At 71.9% G+C, this 19,191-nt stretch carries 23 protein-coding genes and 1 pseudogene; 8 read left to right on the forward strand and 16 right to left on the reverse strand.

Features of this window, described 5'->3' with window-relative positions; translation table 11 throughout:
• Window positions 1–37: 37 nt before the first annotated feature.
• The 4 genes from FLW16_RS44440 to FLW16_RS43555 form a co-directional block, all read right to left on the reverse strand.
• The gene (locus tag FLW16_RS44440; RefSeq protein ID WP_221890993.1) at window positions 38–574 is read right to left on the reverse strand and encodes a DUF4158 domain-containing protein; all 537 of its coding nucleotides are present in this window, start codon (window positions 572–574) and stop codon (window positions 38–40) included.
• A 55-nt stretch (window positions 575–629) separates the two neighbouring features.
• Complete coding sequence (locus FLW16_RS10485) at window positions 630–1,127, reverse strand: MBL fold metallo-hydrolase (protein ID WP_221890994.1); 498 nt, start codon at window positions 1,125–1,127, stop codon at window positions 630–632.
• A gap of 384 nt (window positions 1,128–1,511) precedes the next feature.
• The gene (locus tag FLW16_RS10490; protein WP_142559781.1) at window positions 1,512–1,769 is read right to left on the reverse strand and encodes a PGF-CTERM sorting domain-containing protein; all 258 of its coding nucleotides are present in this window, start codon (window positions 1,767–1,769) and stop codon (window positions 1,512–1,514) included.
• Window positions 1,766–1,906 carry a hypothetical protein gene (locus FLW16_RS43555; protein ID WP_185949350.1) on the reverse strand — a complete coding sequence of 47 codons (141 nt, stop codon included), beginning with the start codon at window positions 1,904–1,906 and terminating at the stop codon, window positions 1,766–1,768. The genes FLW16_RS10490 and FLW16_RS43555 overlap by 4 nt, the downstream gene beginning before the upstream one ends.
• Window positions 1,907–1,992: 86 nt before the next feature.
• Here FLW16_RS43555 and FLW16_RS10495 point away from each other — a divergent pair, with 86 nt between their 5' ends.
• Window positions 1,993–2,628: a TetR/AcrR family transcriptional regulator gene (locus FLW16_RS10495; RefSeq protein ID WP_142559782.1), complete on the forward strand. Its 636-nt coding sequence runs from the start codon at window positions 1,993–1,995 to the stop codon at window positions 2,626–2,628.
• Window positions 2,629–2,852: 224 nt separating this feature from the next.
• Here the strand turns inward: FLW16_RS10495 and FLW16_RS10505 are convergent, their stop codons facing one another.
• The 6 genes and pseudogenes from FLW16_RS10505 to FLW16_RS10530 form a co-directional block, all read right to left on the reverse strand.
• Window positions 2,853–3,503, reverse strand: coding sequence for a response regulator transcription factor (locus FLW16_RS10505; protein WP_142559783.1), 651 nt, complete (start codon window positions 3,501–3,503; stop codon window positions 2,853–2,855).
• A complete protein-coding gene (locus FLW16_RS10510) occupies window positions 3,500–4,753 on the reverse strand; it encodes a sensor histidine kinase (RefSeq protein WP_142559784.1) in 1,254 nt (417 codons plus the stop codon). The genes FLW16_RS10505 and FLW16_RS10510 overlap by 4 nt, the downstream gene beginning before the upstream one ends.
• Before the next feature lie 23 nt (window positions 4,754–4,776).
• A complete protein-coding gene (locus tag FLW16_RS10515; RefSeq protein WP_221890995.1) occupies window positions 4,777–5,298 on the reverse strand; it encodes an ABC transporter permease in 522 nt (173 codons plus the stop codon).
• Between the two features lie 88 nt (window positions 5,299–5,386).
• Window positions 5,387–5,800 (reverse strand): annotated as a pseudogene (locus tag FLW16_RS10520) (ATP-binding cassette domain-containing protein); the annotation flags it as partial.
• Entirely contained in the window at window positions 5,797–6,156 is a 360-nt protein-coding gene (locus FLW16_RS10525) for a hypothetical protein (protein ID WP_142559785.1), read from the reverse strand. The pseudogene FLW16_RS10520 and the gene FLW16_RS10525, both read right to left, overlap by 4 nt.
• Before the next feature lie 204 nt (window positions 6,157–6,360).
• Complete coding sequence (locus FLW16_RS10530; RefSeq protein WP_142559786.1) at window positions 6,361–6,846, reverse strand: FBP domain-containing protein; 486 nt, start codon at window positions 6,844–6,846, stop codon at window positions 6,361–6,363.
• Window positions 6,847–7,046: 200 nt separating this feature from the next.
• Here FLW16_RS10530 and FLW16_RS10535 point away from each other — a divergent pair, with 200 nt between their 5' ends.
• From FLW16_RS10535 to FLW16_RS10545, 3 genes are all read left to right on the forward strand, one after another.
• Window positions 7,047–7,355, forward strand: coding sequence for a MiAMP1 family antimicrobial peptide (locus tag FLW16_RS10535; RefSeq protein WP_142559787.1), 309 nt, complete (start codon window positions 7,047–7,049; stop codon window positions 7,353–7,355).
• A 194-nt stretch (window positions 7,356–7,549) separates the two neighbouring features.
• Window positions 7,550–8,140, forward strand: coding sequence for a DinB family protein (locus FLW16_RS10540; RefSeq protein ID WP_142559788.1), 591 nt, complete (start codon window positions 7,550–7,552; stop codon window positions 8,138–8,140).
• A gap of 243 nt (window positions 8,141–8,383) precedes the next feature.
• Window positions 8,384–9,433, forward strand: a complete 1,050-nt coding sequence (locus FLW16_RS10545; RefSeq protein ID WP_142559789.1) for a DUF418 domain-containing protein — start codon at window positions 8,384–8,386, stop codon at window positions 9,431–9,433.
• Window positions 9,434–9,439: 6 nt separating this feature from the next.
• Here the strand turns inward: FLW16_RS10545 and FLW16_RS10550 are convergent, their stop codons facing one another.
• Entirely contained in the window at window positions 9,440–10,165 is a 726-nt protein-coding gene (locus tag FLW16_RS10550; RefSeq protein WP_142559790.1) for an FMN-dependent NADH-azoreductase, read from the reverse strand.
• Between the two features lie 64 nt (window positions 10,166–10,229).
• Between FLW16_RS10550 and FLW16_RS10555 the strand changes: the two genes are divergently transcribed.
• The 4 genes from FLW16_RS10555 to FLW16_RS10570 all read left to right on the forward strand — a co-directional run bounded on the left by FLW16_RS10555 (window position 10,230) and on the right by FLW16_RS10570 (window position 14,127).
• Window positions 10,230–11,171, forward strand: a complete 942-nt coding sequence (locus FLW16_RS10555) for a sigma-70 family RNA polymerase sigma factor (protein WP_142559791.1) — start codon at window positions 10,230–10,232, stop codon at window positions 11,169–11,171.
• 167 nt (window positions 11,172–11,338) lie between these two features.
• On the forward strand, window positions 11,339–12,136 hold the full coding sequence (locus tag FLW16_RS10560) for a putative protein N(5)-glutamine methyltransferase (protein ID WP_221890996.1): 798 nt from the start codon (window positions 11,339–11,341) through the stop codon (window positions 12,134–12,136).
• A gap of 70 nt (window positions 12,137–12,206) precedes the next feature.
• Window positions 12,207–13,091 carry a fructosamine kinase family protein gene (locus FLW16_RS10565; protein WP_142559792.1) on the forward strand — a complete coding sequence of 295 codons (885 nt, stop codon included), beginning with the start codon at window positions 12,207–12,209 and terminating at the stop codon, window positions 13,089–13,091.
• Window positions 13,092–13,170: 79 nt separating this feature from the next.
• Window positions 13,171–14,127: a phosphotransferase family protein gene (locus tag FLW16_RS10570; RefSeq protein WP_221890997.1), complete on the forward strand. Its 957-nt coding sequence runs from the start codon at window positions 13,171–13,173 to the stop codon at window positions 14,125–14,127.
• A 20-nt stretch (window positions 14,128–14,147) separates the two neighbouring features.
• On the opposite strand, the gene FLW16_RS10575 is transcribed toward FLW16_RS10570, so the two are convergent.
• Genes FLW16_RS10575 through FLW16_RS10595 form a run of 5 tightly spaced genes read right to left on the reverse strand, consistent with a single transcriptional unit; the run spans window position 14,148 to window position 19,167 of the window.
• The gene (locus tag FLW16_RS10575; RefSeq protein WP_142559793.1) at window positions 14,148–15,338 is read right to left on the reverse strand and encodes an alpha/beta hydrolase; all 1,191 of its coding nucleotides are present in this window, start codon (window positions 15,336–15,338) and stop codon (window positions 14,148–14,150) included.
• 46 nt (window positions 15,339–15,384) lie between these two features.
• Entirely contained in the window at window positions 15,385–16,836 is a 1,452-nt protein-coding gene (locus FLW16_RS10580; protein WP_142559794.1) for a S41 family peptidase, read from the reverse strand.
• The gene (locus FLW16_RS10585) at window positions 16,833–17,891 is read right to left on the reverse strand and encodes an ABC transporter permease (protein WP_142559795.1); all 1,059 of its coding nucleotides are present in this window, start codon (window positions 17,889–17,891) and stop codon (window positions 16,833–16,835) included. The genes FLW16_RS10580 and FLW16_RS10585 overlap by 4 nt, the downstream gene beginning before the upstream one ends.
• Window positions 17,888–18,778, reverse strand: coding sequence for an ABC transporter ATP-binding protein (locus FLW16_RS10590; RefSeq protein ID WP_142559796.1), 891 nt, complete (start codon window positions 18,776–18,778; stop codon window positions 17,888–17,890). The genes FLW16_RS10585 and FLW16_RS10590 overlap by 4 nt, the downstream gene beginning before the upstream one ends.
• Window positions 18,775–19,167, reverse strand: coding sequence for a GntR family transcriptional regulator (locus FLW16_RS10595; protein ID WP_221890998.1), 393 nt, complete (start codon window positions 19,165–19,167; stop codon window positions 18,775–18,777). Before FLW16_RS10595 ends, FLW16_RS10590 begins: the two co-directional genes overlap by 4 nt.
• Window positions 19,168–19,191 lie beyond the last annotated feature (24 nt).

Consider the following 19,191-nt stretch of genomic DNA (forward strand, 5'->3'; position numbering starts at 1 on the left):
AGCTCCTTCGTCAGCAGGTGTCCCACCAGTTGCGAGGTCAGATCGGTGGCGCCCTTGCGGGCCGTGCGACCATCTTGGCCAGGATGAGCGCGCCGGGCCGGATCACCTTGGCCGCCATCAGATACTCGCGCGCCAGGTTGAACAGCAGCGTCGGCGAGTCGTGTTCCATCGCCCGGTCCAGCAGGAACTGCTCCAGCTCCTTCATCGCCTGGCTGCCCGCCGGGGCGCTCTGCCACTCCAGATACTTGGCCACCTGGCCCAGGTGGTCCGAGCGGGTCTGCTCGCGCTTGCCGTACAGCCGCAGCGCCGCAGGCGCCACGCCCAGCCGCTCCGCGACCCGGGCCACGGCCGCCGACGGCGCCGAGGCCACATCGTCGGGCACGAATCCGAGCCACGGCAGCGTGCAGAGCTGGACCAGCATGCCCAGCCGATCGACAGGGCCCCGCCCACCAGGACTCACGAACGCCACGTCAGCCGACGTCGGCGTGAAATACCGGATCAACTCATCCGCGCTGATCTCCGGGAACGAGCGCAACTGCGCCAACTGCTCCTCGGAGAACATCTTCTCTGACAATGCACCACTCCACGCGCCGTACCGGACAAAACCGGAACGAACGTAGCGGCAGTGATCATCGACTCGCCACAGGAGGCCAACTTCTACGTTTTCGCAGCTCAGGTGCTACTTCGTTGAAAATTTCTTCATTGCTACCGGGACCCCTCCAAGGAATCTGCACGGTGTCGGCGGGCAAGCCGGTAATGAGGCCGAGCAGGTCCAGCGGTACCTGCTCGGCGATGTCGGGCGGTATCAGTTGGGCGGCGATGCGGGCCTTCGCCCCCGCGTGCGACAGCCGATCTCGGACAGTGGCCGCACAGCGGGCCGAGCCGTAGCGAGGCGCCGCGCCGAGCTCGGCGTGCCAGAGCAGGTGATCCCAATGCGGATGCGTCGAGAAACCCGCCACAACGGGTTGGCTCAATTCGCGAAGATCGTTGGCGAGGCAGGCCATTTCGTGGCCCTGCACCCCGGGGTCGGTGAGCAGCACGTCGGCGCCGCCTTGCACGACAACGGCGTTGCTTTGGCAGAACTCGCTCTCGTGGACCAGCACGCCCTCCGCGACCTGCCTCAGCATGGCAGCCCCTTCCGCTTGTGATTTGCAACCGCTTGCCGGGGCGGTAGTGCCGGGCGGTGGTGAATTGCAAGCAGTATGGGCGAAGCGAACTCACTGCCCGGGTCGCCGAGGTCAACTCACAGCAGCACATGTGTTCACGACCGGCTCTTCCTCTCGCCGCAGATCTCATCGGTCGATCAGCGGATGCCGTGGTCGCCGCATCGGGCTCCCTGGGCTCCGGTGGTGGGGACGGCGGCAGTCTTCGGGCGTGAGTCTTCGCCCGGGGCCACGTCAGATCGGTGACCTGACGTGGGTCCGTGTGTTCCGGGGCGGGGCCGTCGCTCGGGTGGTGTCGGGAGCGCCGCCGCCCGCGCCCATCGCCTGCGGAGCCCGCAGGAGCCGGCGTCACACCGGTCGCGGTCGTCTCCACAACAACGCGACCGCCAGGAGTCCTGCCAGGCAGGGCGCCATGCCGGCACAGCCCAGCGCCGGCGGCAGGCCGGTCTCGCCGGAGGTGTCCTTGATGAGCAGCCCGGTCAGCCCGACGCTCGCGCCGAGCACGAACATCGTGATCACGGCGGGGCGGGCCCACCGCTTGCCCGCCTTGACGGCCGAGGTCGTCCAGAGCCAGGCGATGACGCCGAATGCTCCGATGGCCGTCACGCGGTGAGGGTGGCTCGGAGGAACTCGAGCTCCTCCTCCGTCGTCGTCGACCAGTCCGGCTCAGGCGGTCGATCCGCGACAGCGACCTCGCCCAGGGGCTCCCCCTCGTACGGGAGACGGTCGACAGTGCCGATCACGACTCCTCCCCTCTTAAACCTACGCTGTAGATTTGCTCGGCAAGTAGATTCTACGGTGTAGGTCTGGCAAGCGAGGAGGAGCGGACGTGACCAGACGCACACGGGGCACCTCGGCGGGGCTCGACCGCACACGCATCGCGGCCGCCGCCGTCGCGCTGGTCGACCGCGACGGCCTGGACCGCTTCGGGGTACGGCGGCTCGCCGACGACCTCGGAGTCGACCCGATGTCGATCTACCACCACATCAAGGGTAAGGCGGCGCTGCTGGACGCGATCTCCGAGGCCGTGATCGCCGAGATGGAGGCCGGCGCGGGGGAGGCGCCCTACGGTTGGGAACAGGTCGCCCGGCAAACGGCGCACAACTATCGACAGATCGCCTACCGGCACCCTCGGGTGTTCCCGCTGCTGGCCACTCGCCCTCAGAACTCGCCGGTGGCCCTGGCGGCCCTGGAACATCTGGTCGCCGCGATGCGCCAGGCCGGCCTGCCCGACCAGGTAGCCGCGGACGCGCCGATGGCGCTGTTCGGCTTTCTCAACGGCTATCTGCTGGCGGTCCTCAGCGGCAGCCCCGACGGGCTCGCGATCGACGCCACCGCATACCCGACGATGGCCGCCCTCGCACCTCTCCGAGCCGACTTCGGGTCCGCCGCGGAGTTCGACCGATTGCTCGACGCCGTGCTGAGCGGGATCCGGGACCAGGCCGCACGGCAGGCGACCCACTGAGGCACCGACGGCCGGCGAACACCTGGCGATCCTGCGAGACGCCGGGTCGATCGACAGCAGCCGGGCCGGTCGCACGGCCACGCGCGAGCTCACCAAGGCCGGACGTGCTCTCCTGGACGCGGCCTCGCCGCGACCATGACTGCTGTGAGCTGCCGGTCCTCCCCAGCGGACCGGTGAGTCGGCGAACCGACGCCGCACGAATGGTTCGTCATGGACGCACGCGATCACGGACGCTCGGGAGCACCGAGCAGACCGCGGTTGTACCCCTCCGCGACGGCGGCCGCACGGTCGTTGACGTCGAGCTTCGCGTAGATGTTGAGCAGGTGTGTCTTGACCGTGGCCTCGGTGATGAACAGCCGGGCGGCCGCCTCCCGGTTGGTGTGGCCGGACGCGACCAGGCGCAGCACCTCCAGCTCGCGCTGGCTCAACGGGCCGCTCGACGGCGCCGGGGTGCGCAGCCGGCTCATCAGCCGTGCGGCGACCGACGGAGAAAGCGCGACCTCGCCGCGAGCGGCCGAGCGTACGGCGCGCAGCAACTCGTCCCGCGGCGCGTCCTTGAGCAGGTAGCCGATGGCGCCGGCCTCGATCGCGGGCAGCACGTGGCTGTCGGTGTCGTAGGTGGTCAGCACCAGCACCCGGGCCGGTACGCCGCGCCGGGTCAGCTCGCCGATCGCGGTGACGCCGTCCATGCCGGCCATCCGCAGGTCCATCAGGATCACGTCCGGCCCGAGCGCCTCGGCCAGCCGGACCGCCTCGGCCCCGTCCGCCGCCTCGCCGACCACCGTGAACTCGGGGTCACGGGCGAACATGCTGCTCAGCCCGTCCCGCACCACCGGGTGGTCGTCGGCGATGAGCAGCTTGATCGGGTCACTCACGAACGCACCTCCGGCGCCTCCGCGGGCAGGCAGGCCGAGATCCCGGTCCCACCCCCCACCTCCGATTCGATCTGCAACGTGCCCGACAACGCCTCGATCCGCTGCCGCATCGCCACCAACCCGAAGCCTCCGCCGCGCTCGACCTGGGCGGCCGGGTAGTCGAAGCCGCGGCCGTCATCGCGGACGTCGAGGGCCACCTGCCGATCCATGTAGGAAAGGGTGAGACCGACGCGGGTGGCGGTGTCGGCATGCTTGGCGACGTTGGCCAAGGCCTCTTGCGCGACCCGCAACAGGGCGACCTCGGCCTCCGGACGCATCGTGCGAGTCTCGCCGGTGACGGTGACCTGGGCCGGGATGCTGTGGCGGGCCGACCACCTGGCCGCCACCTCGGTGATGGCGTCGGCCAGGCGGCCGGTCTCCAGCGGCTCCGGACGCAACTCGTTCACCGAGCGCCGCGCCTCGGTCAGGCCATCCCGGGCCAGCGACGTCGCCGCCGTGTGGTGCCGGCGCCACGCGGCCGGGTCGTCGGCCGCGTGCTCGGCGGCCTGCAGCTGGGTGACGATGCCGGTCAGGCTCTGGGCCAGCGTGTCGTGGATCTCCCGGGCCATCCGGGCCCGCTCGTCCAGGACACCGGCCGCGCGGGCCTGTTCGATCAGCCGTTCCTGCAGCGCCGCGTTCTCGGCCAGCGCCGCGGCCAGCCGCGCGTTGGCCTCCCGGGCCTCGCGCAGCGCCGCCTCTCGGGAGGCGTAGTATCGCGCGCCGATCTCGCCCATCCAGGCGAGCAGGCACATCGGCGCGATGTTGACACCCAGGATCCCCAGGTATTCGAGGCGGCCGACCCAGGAGCCGGTGTCCACACCGGCCGACTGCGCCGTGCCGGCCACCACCGCGGCGCCGGCGATGAAGTACAGCTCGCGCGGCCAATCGATGATCCGGTATGCGTAGAAGTACAGCGCCGGCGTGTAGAGGCCGAACCACGGGTTGCGCAGGACCATGACCAGGCCGAACAGGATCAGGCCCGCCAGGAAGACGCCCATCATGCCGGTCCGGTCGCGCCACGCCGGGCGCAGTGTGAAGAGCGCCAGGCTCCACACCGCGGCCGCCGCGCAGAGCGCGAGGTCGACGGCGAGGGAGCCCGGCTGGTCGTGCTTGAAGGCGATGGTCAGGGCGGCCATGACGGCCAGCAGCACGTACGGGACCACGGTGACCATGGGCCGGAACCGTTGTTCCCAGCCCGCCGGCCCGGCCATCTGCCAACTCTGCATCCGCGTACCTACTCCCAGCGGAACAATCTAGCCGCCGCCACGGCCGCCCCGGCCGCCCACGCGAGCAACGTGACCAGAGCGAGCCAGTGCGGCCAGTGCCCGTTCGTGGCGTCCTGCATCGCGGTGACCGCGGCGCCCATCGGGGTGGCCTGGCTGATGCGCTGGAGCATCGCCGGCATGGTCGGGATCGGCAGGAACAGCCCGCCGAGGAAGACCAGCGGGTAGAAGACGACGGCGCCGAGCGCGTTGGCCGCCCGCCCGCCGGGTGCGGCCGCGGTGACGAGCAGGCCGACGGCCATCAGCGCGAGCGCCGCCAGCAGCGTGGTCAGCAGGAAGCCGGCCATCTGCCGGGGCAGCACCACTCCGAACGCGAACCGCGCGACCAGCAGCAGCGCGGCCACCGCGACCGCGGCGGTCAGCAGCATGACGATCAGCTGCGCGGCCAGCACCCGGACCGGCCCGACCGGCGTGGTCCGCAGCCGCCGCAGCACCCCCTTCTCGCGGTAGCCGGCGAGCACCGGCGGCAGCACGGCGCCGGGCGTGCGGGTCCAGCCCGGTGGTGAGTTCGTCGAGCACGGCGATCCGGGGCCGCCCGATCAACGCGAGCGCGATGGCGAGCCGCTGCTTCTGGCCGCCGGAAAGTTTCCCGTACGGGGTCTTCTCCCGCCCGGCCAGCCCGAGCTGCGCCAGCAACTCGCCCGGATCGGCCGGGTCCGGATAGAACGACTGGTAGAGCCGTATCGCCTCCCCCACCCGCAGCCGCTCCGGCAACCGGCTGTCCTGCAGTTGCGCGCCCACCCGCCGGGTCAGCTCGGCGTGGTCGCGTATCGGGTCGCGGCCCAGCACGCGGATCCGGCCGCGGTCCGGCGCCCGCAGGCCCACGAGGCATTCCACGGTCGTGGTCTTCCCTGCGCCGTTGCGCCCGAGGATGCCGAAGATATCCCCCTGCGTCACGGTGAACGAGACGTCGTCCACGGCCACCGTGCCTCCATAGCTCTTGTGGAGGTTCTCCACCTCGATCACCGCACTCACGGCCGGACCGCCCGGCGCCGGTTGATCTGCACGACCACGGCCAGCAGGAGCAGGCCGCAGATGCCCTGCTCGAACTTGAGCCAGAGCGGGAACGTGCCGGGCAGCGCGATGATCACCACGATCGCGACCACCATGACCGTGGTGACGACGCGCAGCCGCAGCAGCATCCGGCGGTCGCCGCGGGCCGCCCGGACCGCGAAGAACAGCGTGAGCAGCGAGGAGGCGGCGACGATGGTGCTGCGGATCCAGACCGCGGTGGTGACCATCGCCGCGTCGTTCCGGAACACGATCACCGCCACCAGTGTCAGCAGGCTGACCGCGGCATACCCGCTGATCAGCCAGACCACGTTGCGCATGTCTGTTGCCTCCGTCTCCTCGTTCCCGTACGGGAATCAGCGTCGCAACGGAGGCACCTCATGCGGATCGCCCGATCTCCCGAGCGGGCGGTGGAATCGGCCGCTCGCCCACCCGGTGGAGCGACTCCACCGATCGGTGGAGTCAGGGGCGCGGAAGCAGGGGCGGGATCGGCAGGTCGAGGCCGAGACGGGCGGGAGTGCCGGTCACGCGGTCACCTTCTGGAGGAACTCGCTCACGTTGACCGCGGTCCTACTGATCTTCTCTTCGAGCGTGAGCGATTCGGGCATCCGCCCGCCGGGCCCGACGTCCTTCTTGCCCCGCAGATAGAGGGAGCAGGCCAGGTCGGTGCAGATGTAGGCGCCAACGGAGTTGCCGCTGCCGCCGCTGCGGCGGGCGGTCATCAGCGACACCCCGTCGCCGGTGTGGGTGGTCAGGCAGAGCGAGCACATGCTGCGCCGTACATGCCCGGCGTTGGACGTGGCCCGCCGTAGCGCCACCCCCACCAGACGGTCACCCTGCTCCGCGACCAGGTACGCGCGGCCCGGTGAGGCGGGATCCTGCCAGCCCAGGAAGTCCAGGTCGTCCCAGGGCCGCACATCCAGGTCCCTCGGTACGGCAAGGCGTTTGGTCTCGCCCTTGGTGCAGTTGACGAACGAGGCGCGGATCTCGCGCTCGGCAATTGGCCTCATAGGCACGAACCTACCGATTGCCGGTTTCAGCGGCAATTGATTATGTATTCGCCTAGGGGTCCTAGTCACCGCGAGTTCGTTCCCCGGCGGGCCTGCGATGCAGGTCGTCGCCTTCCCCCAGGCGCAGGGGTGACGAGGCAAGCACTGTCTGTTACCATTCGATTACTGAAAGTAGAAGCTCGGCCTGCCCAAGGAGCGTCATGAGAAGGATCGTCCTCATCCCCGCCCTGACGGCCGCGACAATCGCGATCAGCGCCGGCGCCGCCTACGCCTCCCAGTACGTCGCCTACGAGGGACCCGGCTTCAGCGGCAGGTCGGTGGTCATCGACCGCTGCGGCGTGTCCAACATCCCCTTCCACGGGTCGTACCGGTGGTATGGCGACGGCCAGAGCGGCCGGATGTACAACCAGCCCGACGCGCAGGGCGTCGCCCATTTCACGCTCGCCGCCGACAGGAACGCGGAGCAGAGGACTCCGATCGGCTGGAAGAGCATCTTCATCGTCTGCTGACCCCGGCTCCGCCACGCCCCGCCCCCCGCACCCACCGGGGGCGGGGCGTTCCACGTATGCAGGAGGACCACCGCCTCCCGGCCGCGCCCCGGCAGGGCGCGATGCCCGCGATCGCTCCCATCGTCGCGCGGCTCGACGCCGGCACCGGGGAAACGCCGATGCGACCTGCCGGCACCGGCTGCAAGACTGCGGGGATGATCCCATGGGAACCGAAGAATGATCTGCACCGCTATCTGCAAGCCGCCCGCGACGCTCTGCTGTGGAAGCTCGACGGGCTCTCCGAGTATGAGATCCGCCGCCCGCTGACCCCCACAGGCACCAACCTCCTGGGGCTCGTCAAACACCTCGCGGGGGTGGAGGCGGGCTACTTCGGCGAGACCTTCGGGCGGCCGTTCGGCGAACCGCTGCTCTGGATGGAGGACGACGCCAAGGACAACGCGGACATGTGGGCCACGGCGGACGAGTCGCGCGACGACATCGTCAAGCTGTACCGCCGGGTATGGCAGCACGCGGACAGCACGATCGCCACGCTGGCACTCGACGCGACCGGCCGCGTGCGGTGGTGGCCGGACGAGCGGAGCGAGGTGACGCTGCACCAGATCCTGGTGCACGTGATCGCCGAAACCAACCGGCACGCCGGTCACGCCGACATCGTCAGGGAGCTCATCGACGGGGAGGCCGGGATGCGGGACGGCAACCTCAACCTGCCCTCCGACGATCAGGAGTGGTGGGCGAGCTACCGGAGCCGGCTGGAGCAGACGGCGCGGCAGGCCGGCCATGGCTGAGCGCGTTCCGCGCCACTCGGATCGTCGCGGCGGCCGGGAGTGCCCGACCGGCGGATGTCCGGTTCGGCGCCGCCTGAGCGGCGGAGGAAGGCCCTAAGGGTCCTGATGGCCGGTCCGGCCCGCACCCCGGCGCCGCCGCGCTGGGCCCGCCTCCGGAACCGGCCGGAAGTACGGTCGCGGGCGGCGCGAACCATGCTTCCGGCCGATAACGGCAGGGGGCCGCCGCCCGCAGGATGAGGCCCCATGCATCGTGAGAACGCCGCCTCCCCCGCCGTGCGCCTCCGGCCCGGCGAGGCCGGCCACGCCACCACCTCGGCGGGCCGCCCGCGCATCGCCGCGCTCGACGTCGTGCGCGGGTTCGCCTTGTGCGGGATCCTGCTCGCCAACGTCCAGCCGATCGCCGCGACCGGCGCGTTCGTCGCGCCGTCCACCCCTGGGGGAAGTGAGGCCGCCTGGCTGGGCCTACTCGTCGAGCAACGCTTCTTCCCGATCTTCTCCCTGCTCTTCGGCGTCGGATTCTCGCTGCTGCTGGACTCCGCGGCCGCCCGCACCGCCCGCCCGCGCGTGGTCCTGCTACGCCGGCTCCTGGCGCTGCTCGCGCTCGGCGTGGCGCACTTCGTGCTGCTGTGGCACGGCGACATCCTGAGCACCTACGCCGTCATCGGCCTGCTGGTGCTGCTGCCCTCGACCTGGCTGCCCCGCCTGGCCGTCGCCGTCCTCGCTCCCGCGTTCGTCGCGGTGTCGCTGCTCGTCGGAGGCGACCGGTTGGCCCTGATCGCCGGGCTGTTCCTGCTGGGCTCGGCACTGGTCCGGTACGGCGTGATCGACCGGCTGGAGCAGTCGGCGCGTGTGCCGGCCACGCTCGGGCTGGTCCTGGCCACCGCCGCGGCGCCCGTGCTGTGGCTCCAGACCCGGTTCGACCCGGCCGACCGCGGCTTCGGCATCTCGCTGGCCGGGGCCGGGCTGCTGATCGCCGGGGTGTACGTCTGCGCCCTGCTTGTTGTGCTCAGGACCCCGCTGCGGCCGGTGCTGCGGGCCGTGTTCGCGCCGCTCGGGCGGATGGCCCTGACCAACTACCTGTCCGCGACGGTCCTCGTGCTGGCGGCGGGCCGCGCCCTCGACGGCCCGCCGCACACCTGGCCGGCCCCGGCCGTGCCCCTGATCGCCGGCGTCATTCTCGCCGTCCAGTGGGTGTGGTCCACCCTGTGGCTGCGCCGCTTCCGGCAGGGCCCGCTGGAGTGGCTGTGGCGCTGGGCCACCTGGGCCCGCCGCCCGCCTCTGCGCCGCGAGTAGACGGCTTCACGGTCGCGAGCCGAGTGCCGGCGGAAACGCCCGGTCACCCTCCCCTTCCCCGGCCAGCCCGCTCACCGCGGCGTACGCCTCGGCGAGTGACCTGTCGCCCAGCTCCCTGAAGCGGGCCAGCGCCGGGACGTCCCCGGCGCGGGTCATCTCGGCCTGCACGACGTGCAGGTTCTCCTCGGCCACCCCGAGTTCCCGGAAGTACGTCCGCAGGTAGGGCGTCTGGAAGTCGCAGCCCTCCCGCGGGGTGCCGGGACCGTAGGCGCCGCCCCGGGCGGTGACCACGACCACCGTCGTGTCGCGCAGGCGGCTGGTTCCCGCGGCGGGATCGACGTACGCCCCCGGGAACGTCACCCGGTCGATCCACGCCTTGAGCGCGGCGGGCACCGTGAAGTTGTACATCGGGACGCCGACGAGCACGGTGTCCGCCGCCAGCAGTTCCCTGATCAGCGGCAGTGTCAGCGCCCATTCGCGTTCCTCGGCCGGGCCGGTGGCCATCGCGGCCACCCGCGCGAGCGGGACGCCCCCGTGCCGCTCCACCCGGCGGCCGAGCGTCGTGTAGGCGTGGGACACGAGCGGCACGGGGCCGGCCGCCAGGTCCCGGTAGCGGTACCCGCTCGTGCCATGCCGCCGGCACCAGATCTCGGCGAACGACGCCGTCAGCCGCCGCGTGACCGAATCGCCCGCGAGGCTCGCGCTGGAATCGACATGCAGCAATGACCTCACCTGTCACCTCTCCTGCCTCGTTTACGTCATGGTGGTGACGAGGCACGCGGGGGAAAGGTGACCGATGGGCGAGCACGACGGGCTGGCGGAACAGTTCGAGACCTACCGTCCTCATCTGCGTGCGGTCGCCCACCGGATGCTCGGCACCGGGGGCGAGGCCGACGACGCCGTCCAGGAGACCTGGCTGCGGCTGAGCCGCTCCGACGTCGGCGGGGTCGCGAACCTGGGCGGATGGCTGACCACGGTCGTCTCCCGCGTGTCCCTCGACATGCTGCGCGCCCGCGCCGCCCGCCGGGAGGAGGCCGCGCCGGGGCCGTACGACCAGGTGCGGGACGACCAGGCAGTGGACGGCGCGGTGTGGAAGGGCGCGGTGTGGGACGGCGCGGGCGACCCCGAGCAGGAGGCGGTGCTGGCCGACTCGGTGGGCCGGGCGCTGCTCGTGGTGCTGGACACGCTGACTCCCGCCGAACGGGTCGCGTTCGTGCTCCACGACGTCTTCGCCGTGCCGTTCGACCAGATAGGCCCCATCGTGGGGCGGTCACCGGCCGCCGCCAAGAAGCTCGCCAGCAGGGCACGCCACCGGCTGCGGGGCAGGCCCGAGACCGCCGGCGCGGAGGCCGCGCGGCACCGGCGCGTCGTGGACGCCTTCCTCACCGCCTCACGCGAGGGTGACATGGAGGCGCTGATGGCGGTGCTGGCACCCGGAGTGGTACGCCGGGCCGATCCGGCCGCTTTGCCCCCGGGTGTGCCGGCGGTGGTGCGCGGTGCGGAGGCGGTCGCGCGAGAGACCGTCGTCCTCGGCCGGCGGGCCCGGTACGCAGAACCGGCGCTCGTCAACGGGGCCGTGGGCGCCGTGGTGGCGCCGCGCGGCCGGCTGCTGCTCGCCCTCACCCTGGCGGTCGAGGGCGAGCGGATCGCCGAGATCGACGTGGTGGCCGACCCCGCGCGCCTGCGCGCGCTGGACCTCGCTCTTCTGGACTCCGCTCTTCTGGACCCTGCCGTGTGAGGGTGCTCCTATGGCCTGGTGTAGGGTGCCGGTCACGGCGGCGACGACACGAGGAGGTGAGCCCCATTACCGCTGAACAGGTCGGGCGCTCCCTTCTCCCCGTGCGTACGGTCGCGTAGAGACAGACGACCGCGGGAGCGCTCCTCGGCACTCCGAAAGGCTCTCCCTTGTCACTGTCCTTCTCCCCCGCTCTCCCCTCGATCGTGGCCCGGCTGCGGGCCGCCGGATGCGTGTTCGCCGAGGACGAGGCCCGTCTGCTGGTCTCCGCCGCGCGTACGCCCGCCGAGCTCGACGAGATGGTGGACCGGCGCGCCAGCGGTCTGCCCCTGGAACACGTCATCGGGTGGGCCGAGTTCTGCGGCCTTCGGCTGGCGGTCGACCCGGGGGTCTTCGTGCCCCGGCCGCGCACCGGATTCCTGGTCCGCCAGGCCGCCGCACTGGCCCGGCCCGGCGCCGTCGTCGTCGACCTGTGCTGTGGCTCCGGCGCGATGGGCGCGGCGCTGGCCGCCGCTGTCGGGCCCGTCGAGCTGCACGCCGTGGACGTCGACCCCGCCGCCGTACGCTGTGCCCGCCGTAACCTCGCCGCGGCCGGTGGCAGGGTGTACGAGGGTGACCTGTACGCGGCCCTGCCCGCCGCCCTGCGGGGCCGGGTGGACGTGCTCGTCGCCAGCCCGCCGTACGTGCCCACCGGTGCGATCGGGCTGCTGCCGCCCGAGGCGCGCGTGCACGAGCCGCAGGTCGCGCTCGATGGCGGCGCGGACGGGCTCGACGTCGTACGGCGGGTCGTCGCCGGGGCGGACGGCTGGCTCGCGCCGGGCGGCCACCTGCTGGTGGAGACGAGCGAGGGCCAGGCCCGGGAGACCGCCGACGCCGTCGCCCGCGCGGGGCTCGCCGCCCGTCTGACGCACGACGAGGAACTGGACGCGACCACCGTGATCGGCACCAGGCCGAGCCCCGCTCACTGAGCGGGCGCGGAGGCGGAAAACCGGTTGATCGGCTTCTGGTGGGGCCCTCGGAGAGTGGAGGAGCATAACCGTGACAGACACGACGTCCTTCCTGCTGGAACGCCTGCATGCGGCCGGCCTGACCGACATCGTCGCGGTCGAGCCGGCCACCGGAGGCCTCGCCGCGACCGCGGGGCTCGCGCGCCGCGGTGACGGCACGTCGGTGTTCGTCAAGGCGTTCGGCGAGCCGCCGTCGGACGACGCCTTCGCCGCGGAGGCCGAAGGGCTCACCATGCTGCGCGAGGCGGGCGGCGTCGCCACCCCCGAGATCATCCTCGCGGACCGCGACCTGCTCGTGCTGTCCGTGCTGCGACCCCGGCCGGACACCGAGGCCTTCTGGGAGCGGTTCGCGCATGCGCTCGCCCACCTGCACACCACCACGCGGTACCCCCGATTCGGGTGGCACCGGGACAACTGGCTGGGCCGTCGTCGGCAGGTCAACACCTGGGACGACGACGGGTTCGAGTTCTTCGCCCAGCACCGTCTGCTGCGCTGGCTCGGCGAGCCTCGCGTCCAGGAGGCGCTCGACACCGCGGACCGGGCGGCGCTGGAGCGGCTGTGCGACCGGCTGCCCGAGCTGCTGCCGGTCAGGCCCGCGTGCCTGACGCACGGCGACCTGTGGGCGCTGAACGTCATGGCCACCCCCGGCGGGCGGCCCGCGCTTATCGACCCGGCCGTGTCGTACACGTGGGCCGAGGTCGACCTGGCCCACGTGTGGACGACGGCGCCGCCGCCCGAGGCGCACGTGTTCTTCGAGCTGTACGCCGAGCTGACCGGGCTCGATCGCGACTGGCGCGAACGCATGCCGATCCTCCAGCTACGCCAGCACCTGGCCGTGATCGCCCAGTTCGACCCCGACTGGGGCGCCGCCGACCTCGTGCGCGCCACGCTCGCCCCGTTCCGGCGGCGGCCGTGAGCTCGGCCGAGGGTCCAGCGGCCGCGGAGGCGGGAAAACCTGTTGATCGGCTTCCTGGGCGCTCGTCTATCGTCGGGCCGTGCTTTCCGACGTACGGCTGCCGACAGCCGAGACTCACGAGCAGTTCATGGCCGTCCGGCGGGACGAGTCCCGCCTCGGCCCGGCCGTCTCCGCCCTGGTGAGGGGGCTCGGGCTCGGTGACGAACGCGTCGAGCGCTTCGCCGACGGATCGCTGCCGGTCTACGCGGTGGGCGACCGGCATGTGCTCAAGCTCTACCCCGAGGTCTACCTGCCCGAGGAATACGACATAGAGCTGACCGTCCTGCGGGCCGTCGAGGGACGCCTGCCGATCCCGACGCCCCGGGTCCTACAGGCGGGACATCTCGGCGGGTGGAGCTACATCCTGATGACCCGCCTGCGCGGAGAGAGTCTCGCTGAGGCGTGGCCGCACATCCCGCGAGACGACCGGATGGAGCTCGCCGCCGTCGTGGGCGAGACGCTGGCGGCGCTCCACGCGGTCTCCTCCCCCGCCGTCGATCAGGTCGTGGGCCCGCCCGACTGGGACGGCTTCATCCGTACGCGGCGGGAGGCGTGCGTGGCCCACCATCGGGCCGACGGGCTGGACGAGGCGTGGCTGGCGCAGATCCCCGGCTTCCTCGACAGCGTCGAACTCCCGCCGTCCGCGCCCGTGCTGCTGCACACGGAGGTGATGCGCGAGCACCTGAGGGTGGTGCGGGACGGCGACGGCTGGCGATTGTCGGGCCTGTTCGACTTCGAACCGGCGATGCGGGGCGCGCGGGAGTACGAGTTCGCCTCGGTAGGGCTGTTCTTCTCCTGCGGAGAGCCGGAGATCCTGCGCCGTCTGCTCCTCGCGTACGGCTATCGCGAGTCCGACCTGGGCGAGGAGCTGAGCAGGAGGCTGCTGGCCTACGCTCTGCTGCACCGGTACAGCAGCCTCGCCTGGTATCTGACCCGATTGCCCGCATCGCCGCGCCCCACCCTCGACTGCCTGGCCCCGCACTGGTGGGCCCTGTAGACCGGGAATGTCCCGCCGCGCTACCGGCAGGCCGCACCGCCCGGGGTGCAGAACCGCACCTCGGGATAGCGCGGCGACGGCTCGTCCAGCAGGGACTGCGGCTCGTGACGCAGGTGCCGGTCGAGGAAGGCGCGGACGTACGTGCGGGTGATCTGCATGGAGCGGGCCGCGGACAGGTCGCCCGGGACGGCGATGCCGAGAGCGCCGGCCAGGAGCGGCACATCGGTGAAGGACTGGTGGTCCGCGCCGGGCAGGACGAGCCAGCGCTTCCATCCGGTCAGGAGCTTCCAGTCGCGGTCCCATGAGTTGTCGGGGCTCGCGGGCCGGTGGCCGGCCGAACCCAGGAACAGGAACGGCCGCGACAGCCCGCTCTTCGGGATCCGGGCGTAGGTGGTGCCGTCCATGTCGATTCCGGCGCGCAGGCGTGCGTCGTTCAGCATGGCCGCCACGGCGCCGGCCCCGCCGATCGAGTGGCCGGCCATCGCGATCTCGGACGGATCGATGAGGGAGGAGCCCTCCCACTTCGCGTCCGGTCCGGTCAGCCGGTCGAGCACGAAGGAGACGTCGGCCGCGCGGACCCCGGCCACCTTGGCGCCGAAGCCGGGGTCGGTGTCGCTGTCGCACGCGACGCATTCGGCGACCCGCCCGTCCGGGAACGTCGTCGCGTAGTTCTCGTAGGTGTGGTCGACGCCGGCCACCACATACCCCCTGCTGGCCAGTTCCTCGGCCAGGGCCGTGAGCGTGCTCCGTGGCATGGTGAACCCCGGCGACAGCACCACCAGGGGCAGGCTGCCCTTGCGCCCGGCCGGTCGCGCGTCTTGGAAGGCGTTGGTGCGGGTGCGGCTCAGCACGTCGTACGGCACGCCGGTCACCTTCTTGCCCTTCAGCGTGAGCTCGGACTCCTTGGCGGTCATGTAGGGGGCCCGCCGTCCCTCCCCCGCCTGAGCGGGGTACCACAGGGTGACCATGAGCTCCCTGGCCTTCACTTCGGGCGCCCACGGGTCGCGGCGGGAGGTGTCCTTCAGATACAGGGTGGTCGCGCCGACCGGATAGGGGCCGGTGAGCGCGGGCAGGGTGGCGGCGCCGGTGGGCGCGGCCGACGGGGCGGTGGCCACGGCGGCGACGGTCCTGGGCGGGGCCGGCGCGGCGCAGGCGGCCGCGGCGAGGACGACGAGCCCGGCGACCGCCAGGTCTTTCACGGCATGACTCATGAAGCGGTTCGTCCTTTCGCACGGCGCGTGCTCGCGTGCGCGCCGGTCACTTGTGCAGCAGGTTCAGGGCCTCGTCGAGCGCGGGGTCGCGCCCGGCGGCGGCGTCCTGCGGGGTCAGCGGCACGTGGTGGTCGGGTGCCACGCCGACCCGGTCGATCACCTCGCGGTCGGGCGCCAGATGGCGTGTCGACGGGAACGTCAGGGTGGTGTTGTCACCGAGGAGGTAGGGCCGCGCCGGGCCCGAGACGGCGCCCGCGGTTCGCGTTCCGACCAGTTGTCCGAGGTGCAGGTCCTTGACGGCGGAGCTGAAGTGCTCGCAGGCCGAGGCACAGCCGCGGTCGGTGAGCACCACCAGCGGCAGGCCGAGCAGCGGCACGCTGTCGTCGGTCCGCATGGGTGCGCACGCGCCGTCCCCGGTGCTCAGGGAGGCCGTGCACTGGTATGCCGTGATCTTGCCGTGGGCGAACCCGCCCAGCAGGCGGTTCGCCTCGTCAGGGCTGCCGCCGCCGTTGCCGCGCAGGTCGAGAACGACACCGGTCAGCGTGCGGCCGGTCCTCATCCTGGAGATCGCCCGGAAGACCCGGTTCGCGACGTCGGGCGCGAACCCGCTGAGCCGTACGTAGGCGATGCCGTCCTGCAGGAGCTCGGACGTCACCACCTGCACGGCGGCCGGATCGGGCTGGTAGAGACCTGGCTTGAGCGTCACGGTCCAGCGCCGGCCGGTCTTCTGCCGCAGCAGGCGGAGCCGGACCGGCCCTGCTTCCGGATATCGCGGGTACAGCGCGGCGACGGCGGCCGGGGTGACCGCCTGGCCGATGAAGGGCGCCGATCCGTTGACGGATTCGACGACGTCGCCCGGGCGAAGCCCGGCGGCCTTCGCCGGTCCGCCCAGGACGTCGGTCACGAACAGCGGAGGCAGGGCGGTCCCGGGGTTGACGCTCACCTGGGGGCCGGCGCTGGCACGCAGGCCCAGGCCGTACTGGTCGCCGTCGTAGGACGCCGGCGGACGCCGGCCTCCGTGGTTCCAGCGGGCGTGGTCGTCGCCCAGACCGGCCACGATGGCCTGCAGGGTGGCCTCGGCCAGCCTCTCCCGGAGGTGGGCGTCGTCCGGCAGCCGGTCGGTGACGCGCCGGTAGGCCGCCTCGAACGCTGCCCAGTCGGCCTCGCGGTCACCGGTGAGCGCCGGCATCGTGGCCTCGGGCGAGTCGCGCCCGCTGCGGTTGAGCTCCTGTGTGAAGGCCGTGAATCCCGCGCTCAGCAGCGAACGGGCGTCCAGCGTGGCCCCGCTGTAGTAGTTGGCGAGGATGCAGAAGTACGCCTGTTCGACAACGTCGATCGTGGTGGGCGTCTCCGGCGGGGGATTTCCCCGGGGCTCGGCGCACACGGCCGATCCACCGGCGGCCGTCGCGGAAGGCTGCGCGCGGGGCGGTGTCTGTGCCGTACAGGCGGCCGTCAGGAACAGGACGACGCCTGCCGCCATGGTCCTGGCGGTCGTCACAGAGACCTCCGAACCCACCGGAAGCACAGCGCCGTGAGACCGAGGGCGAACAGTGCGTAGATCGCGGTCTCGATCCACTGGAACTGCCAGAAACGCTCGAACGGCTGGTAGGTCGCCTCCTGCCGGTAGCCCAGCCGGTTGATCTCGGCGAGGCAGCCGCCGAAGCCCTGTCCCGGATCCCGGGACTGCTGTGACGGGGCGCACGGTCCCGACGTCGTGGACACGCGAACGGTGACGGGGGCGCCGTCGCCGCCGATCACGCGTCCGGACGGATCGACGAGGCGGCTGGACAGCACCCAGGCGCCCGTGTGCCCGGGTATCGCCGAATCCAGGAACACCTGCGGAAACTCCGCGTCGCCGGACTTGACGAACGAGTCCACGTTCTCCGGGCCGAGCTCGAAGGAGGCGCTGACGGCAGGCAGGAGGTGGGGCCGGACCGCCAGCGGCATGACGATCTGGACCGCCGCGAAGACGGCCAGGGTGACGGCCATGGCGGGCAGGGTACGCCTGACGATCAACCCGGCGGTCACACCGAGGGCGAACGCGAACGCCGCATAGGCCATGGGGGCGATGCCACGCGCGCCGAACACCAGCGGGTCCATGAGCGTGAAGCCCGGCGCGGCCGACTTGTCCAAAGGGGCGGACCACCAGGTCACCGCGAGACTGCACAGCCCGGCCGCGGCCACGGCGGCCCCGCCGACGACCGTGAGTTTGACGGCCAGCCAGCGGGTGCGGGTGATGCTCTGGTTCCACACCAGCAGATGCGTGCCGGCCTCCAGCTCGCGGGTGATCAGCGGCGCGCCCCAGAAGAGACCGATCAAGGCAGGAAGAACAAGCACGACGACGGTGGCGGCCTGGAAGGGGGCCTCGTGGTCGTCGAAGAACCGGTCGAAGAAGCGCGCGCAGTCGCCGTCCCGCACGCAGGCGGTGATGCCGGCCGAGTAGCCGGAGGCCAGTTCCGGTCCGGTCAGCGCAAGGGCGACGGCGAGCACGACGAGCGCGGCGGCCGTCGTCGCGGCCGCGACACGGAACTGGCGCCAGGTCAGCCAGATCATCGCTGCACCTCCAGGACCGGTCGCCCCTGGGCCGGAGCCGGCCCTTCCATGTAGGCCAGGACGAGGTCTTCCAGGGTGAGCCCACTGACGGTCCAGGCGGGGTCGTGGATCGGGCCCTCTGTGCGGACGACGAACGTGCTCTGCCGGTCGGTGTGGCCGGCGGAGACGACGTGCTGATCGGCCGGGAGCCGGTCGGGGTCGCGCCGCGGGCCGGTGAGCCGGTGGTGGGTGGCCAGCAGTTCCTCGACCTCCCCCGCCACCCGCACGCGCGAGCCGACCAGCACGATCAGGTAGTCGCAGGTCCGTTCCAGGTCGGAGACCAGGTGGGAGGAGAGCACCACGCTGAGCTCGTGCTCGGCGACGGCCTCCATCAGTCCCTGCAGGAACTCCCGGCGGGCCAGCGGGTCGAGCGCGGCGACCGGCTCGTCCAGGATCAGCAGCTCGGGCCGTTTGGCCAGGCCCAGGATGAGGGCGAGCTGGGCGCGCTGCCCGCCCGACAGCCTCCCCGCCCGGTGCCGGGGATCGAGACCGAGCCGTTCGACGCGGTCTCGCGCGAGCGCGGCGTCCCACGCGGGGTTGAGCCGGGCGCCCAGCCGCAGATGGTCGGCGACGCTCAGGCCCGCGTAGACGGGGGTGTCCTGGGCGACGAATCCGATCCTGGCCAGCTGCGCCGCGCCGCCCGCCGGATGGCCGCCGAGCACGGTGATGCTTCCCTCCGTCGGCGCGAGCTGGCCGGCGGCCAGCTTGAGCAGGGTGGTCTTGCCGGCGCCGTTGGGGCCCACCAGCCCGACGACGTGGCCGGCCGGGATGTCGATGGTGCAGTCGCGCAGCGCCCATCGCTTGCCGTACTTCTTGCCCAGGTCCCGGGCCTGCAGGACGGCGCTCACGCGATGTCCTCCTGGGAGGCGGTCCGGAAGGTGGTCATGAACAGGGCCTCGATGCTTTCGTCGTCGAGCCCGGCCAGGCGCGCCTTGGCGAGCCATCGGCGCAGGTCCCGACGCAACCCGCCGTGCGCGGCAAGCGAGGCGTCGGTCAGTGTCCTGGTCACGAACGTCCCGACCCCCGGCCGGGCGGCCACCAGGCCCTCGTGCTCGAGTTCCCGGTAGGCCTTGAGCACCGTGTTCGGGTTGATCGCCAGCCGCGCCACCACGTCCTTGACGGTAGGAAGCTGATCGCCTTCACGCAGCAGGCCCAGCCGCAGCGCGTGCCGCACCTGCTGGACGAGCTGCAGGTAGGGCGAGACGCCGGACCGGCCGTCCAGGTAGAAATCGATCACTGGAACCTCTATTCATCTAGGTTC

This window comes from Microbispora sp. KK1-11 (assembly GCF_006874435.1).
Lineage (GTDB): Bacteria > Actinomycetota > Actinomycetes > Streptosporangiales > Streptosporangiaceae > Microbispora > Microbispora catharanthi.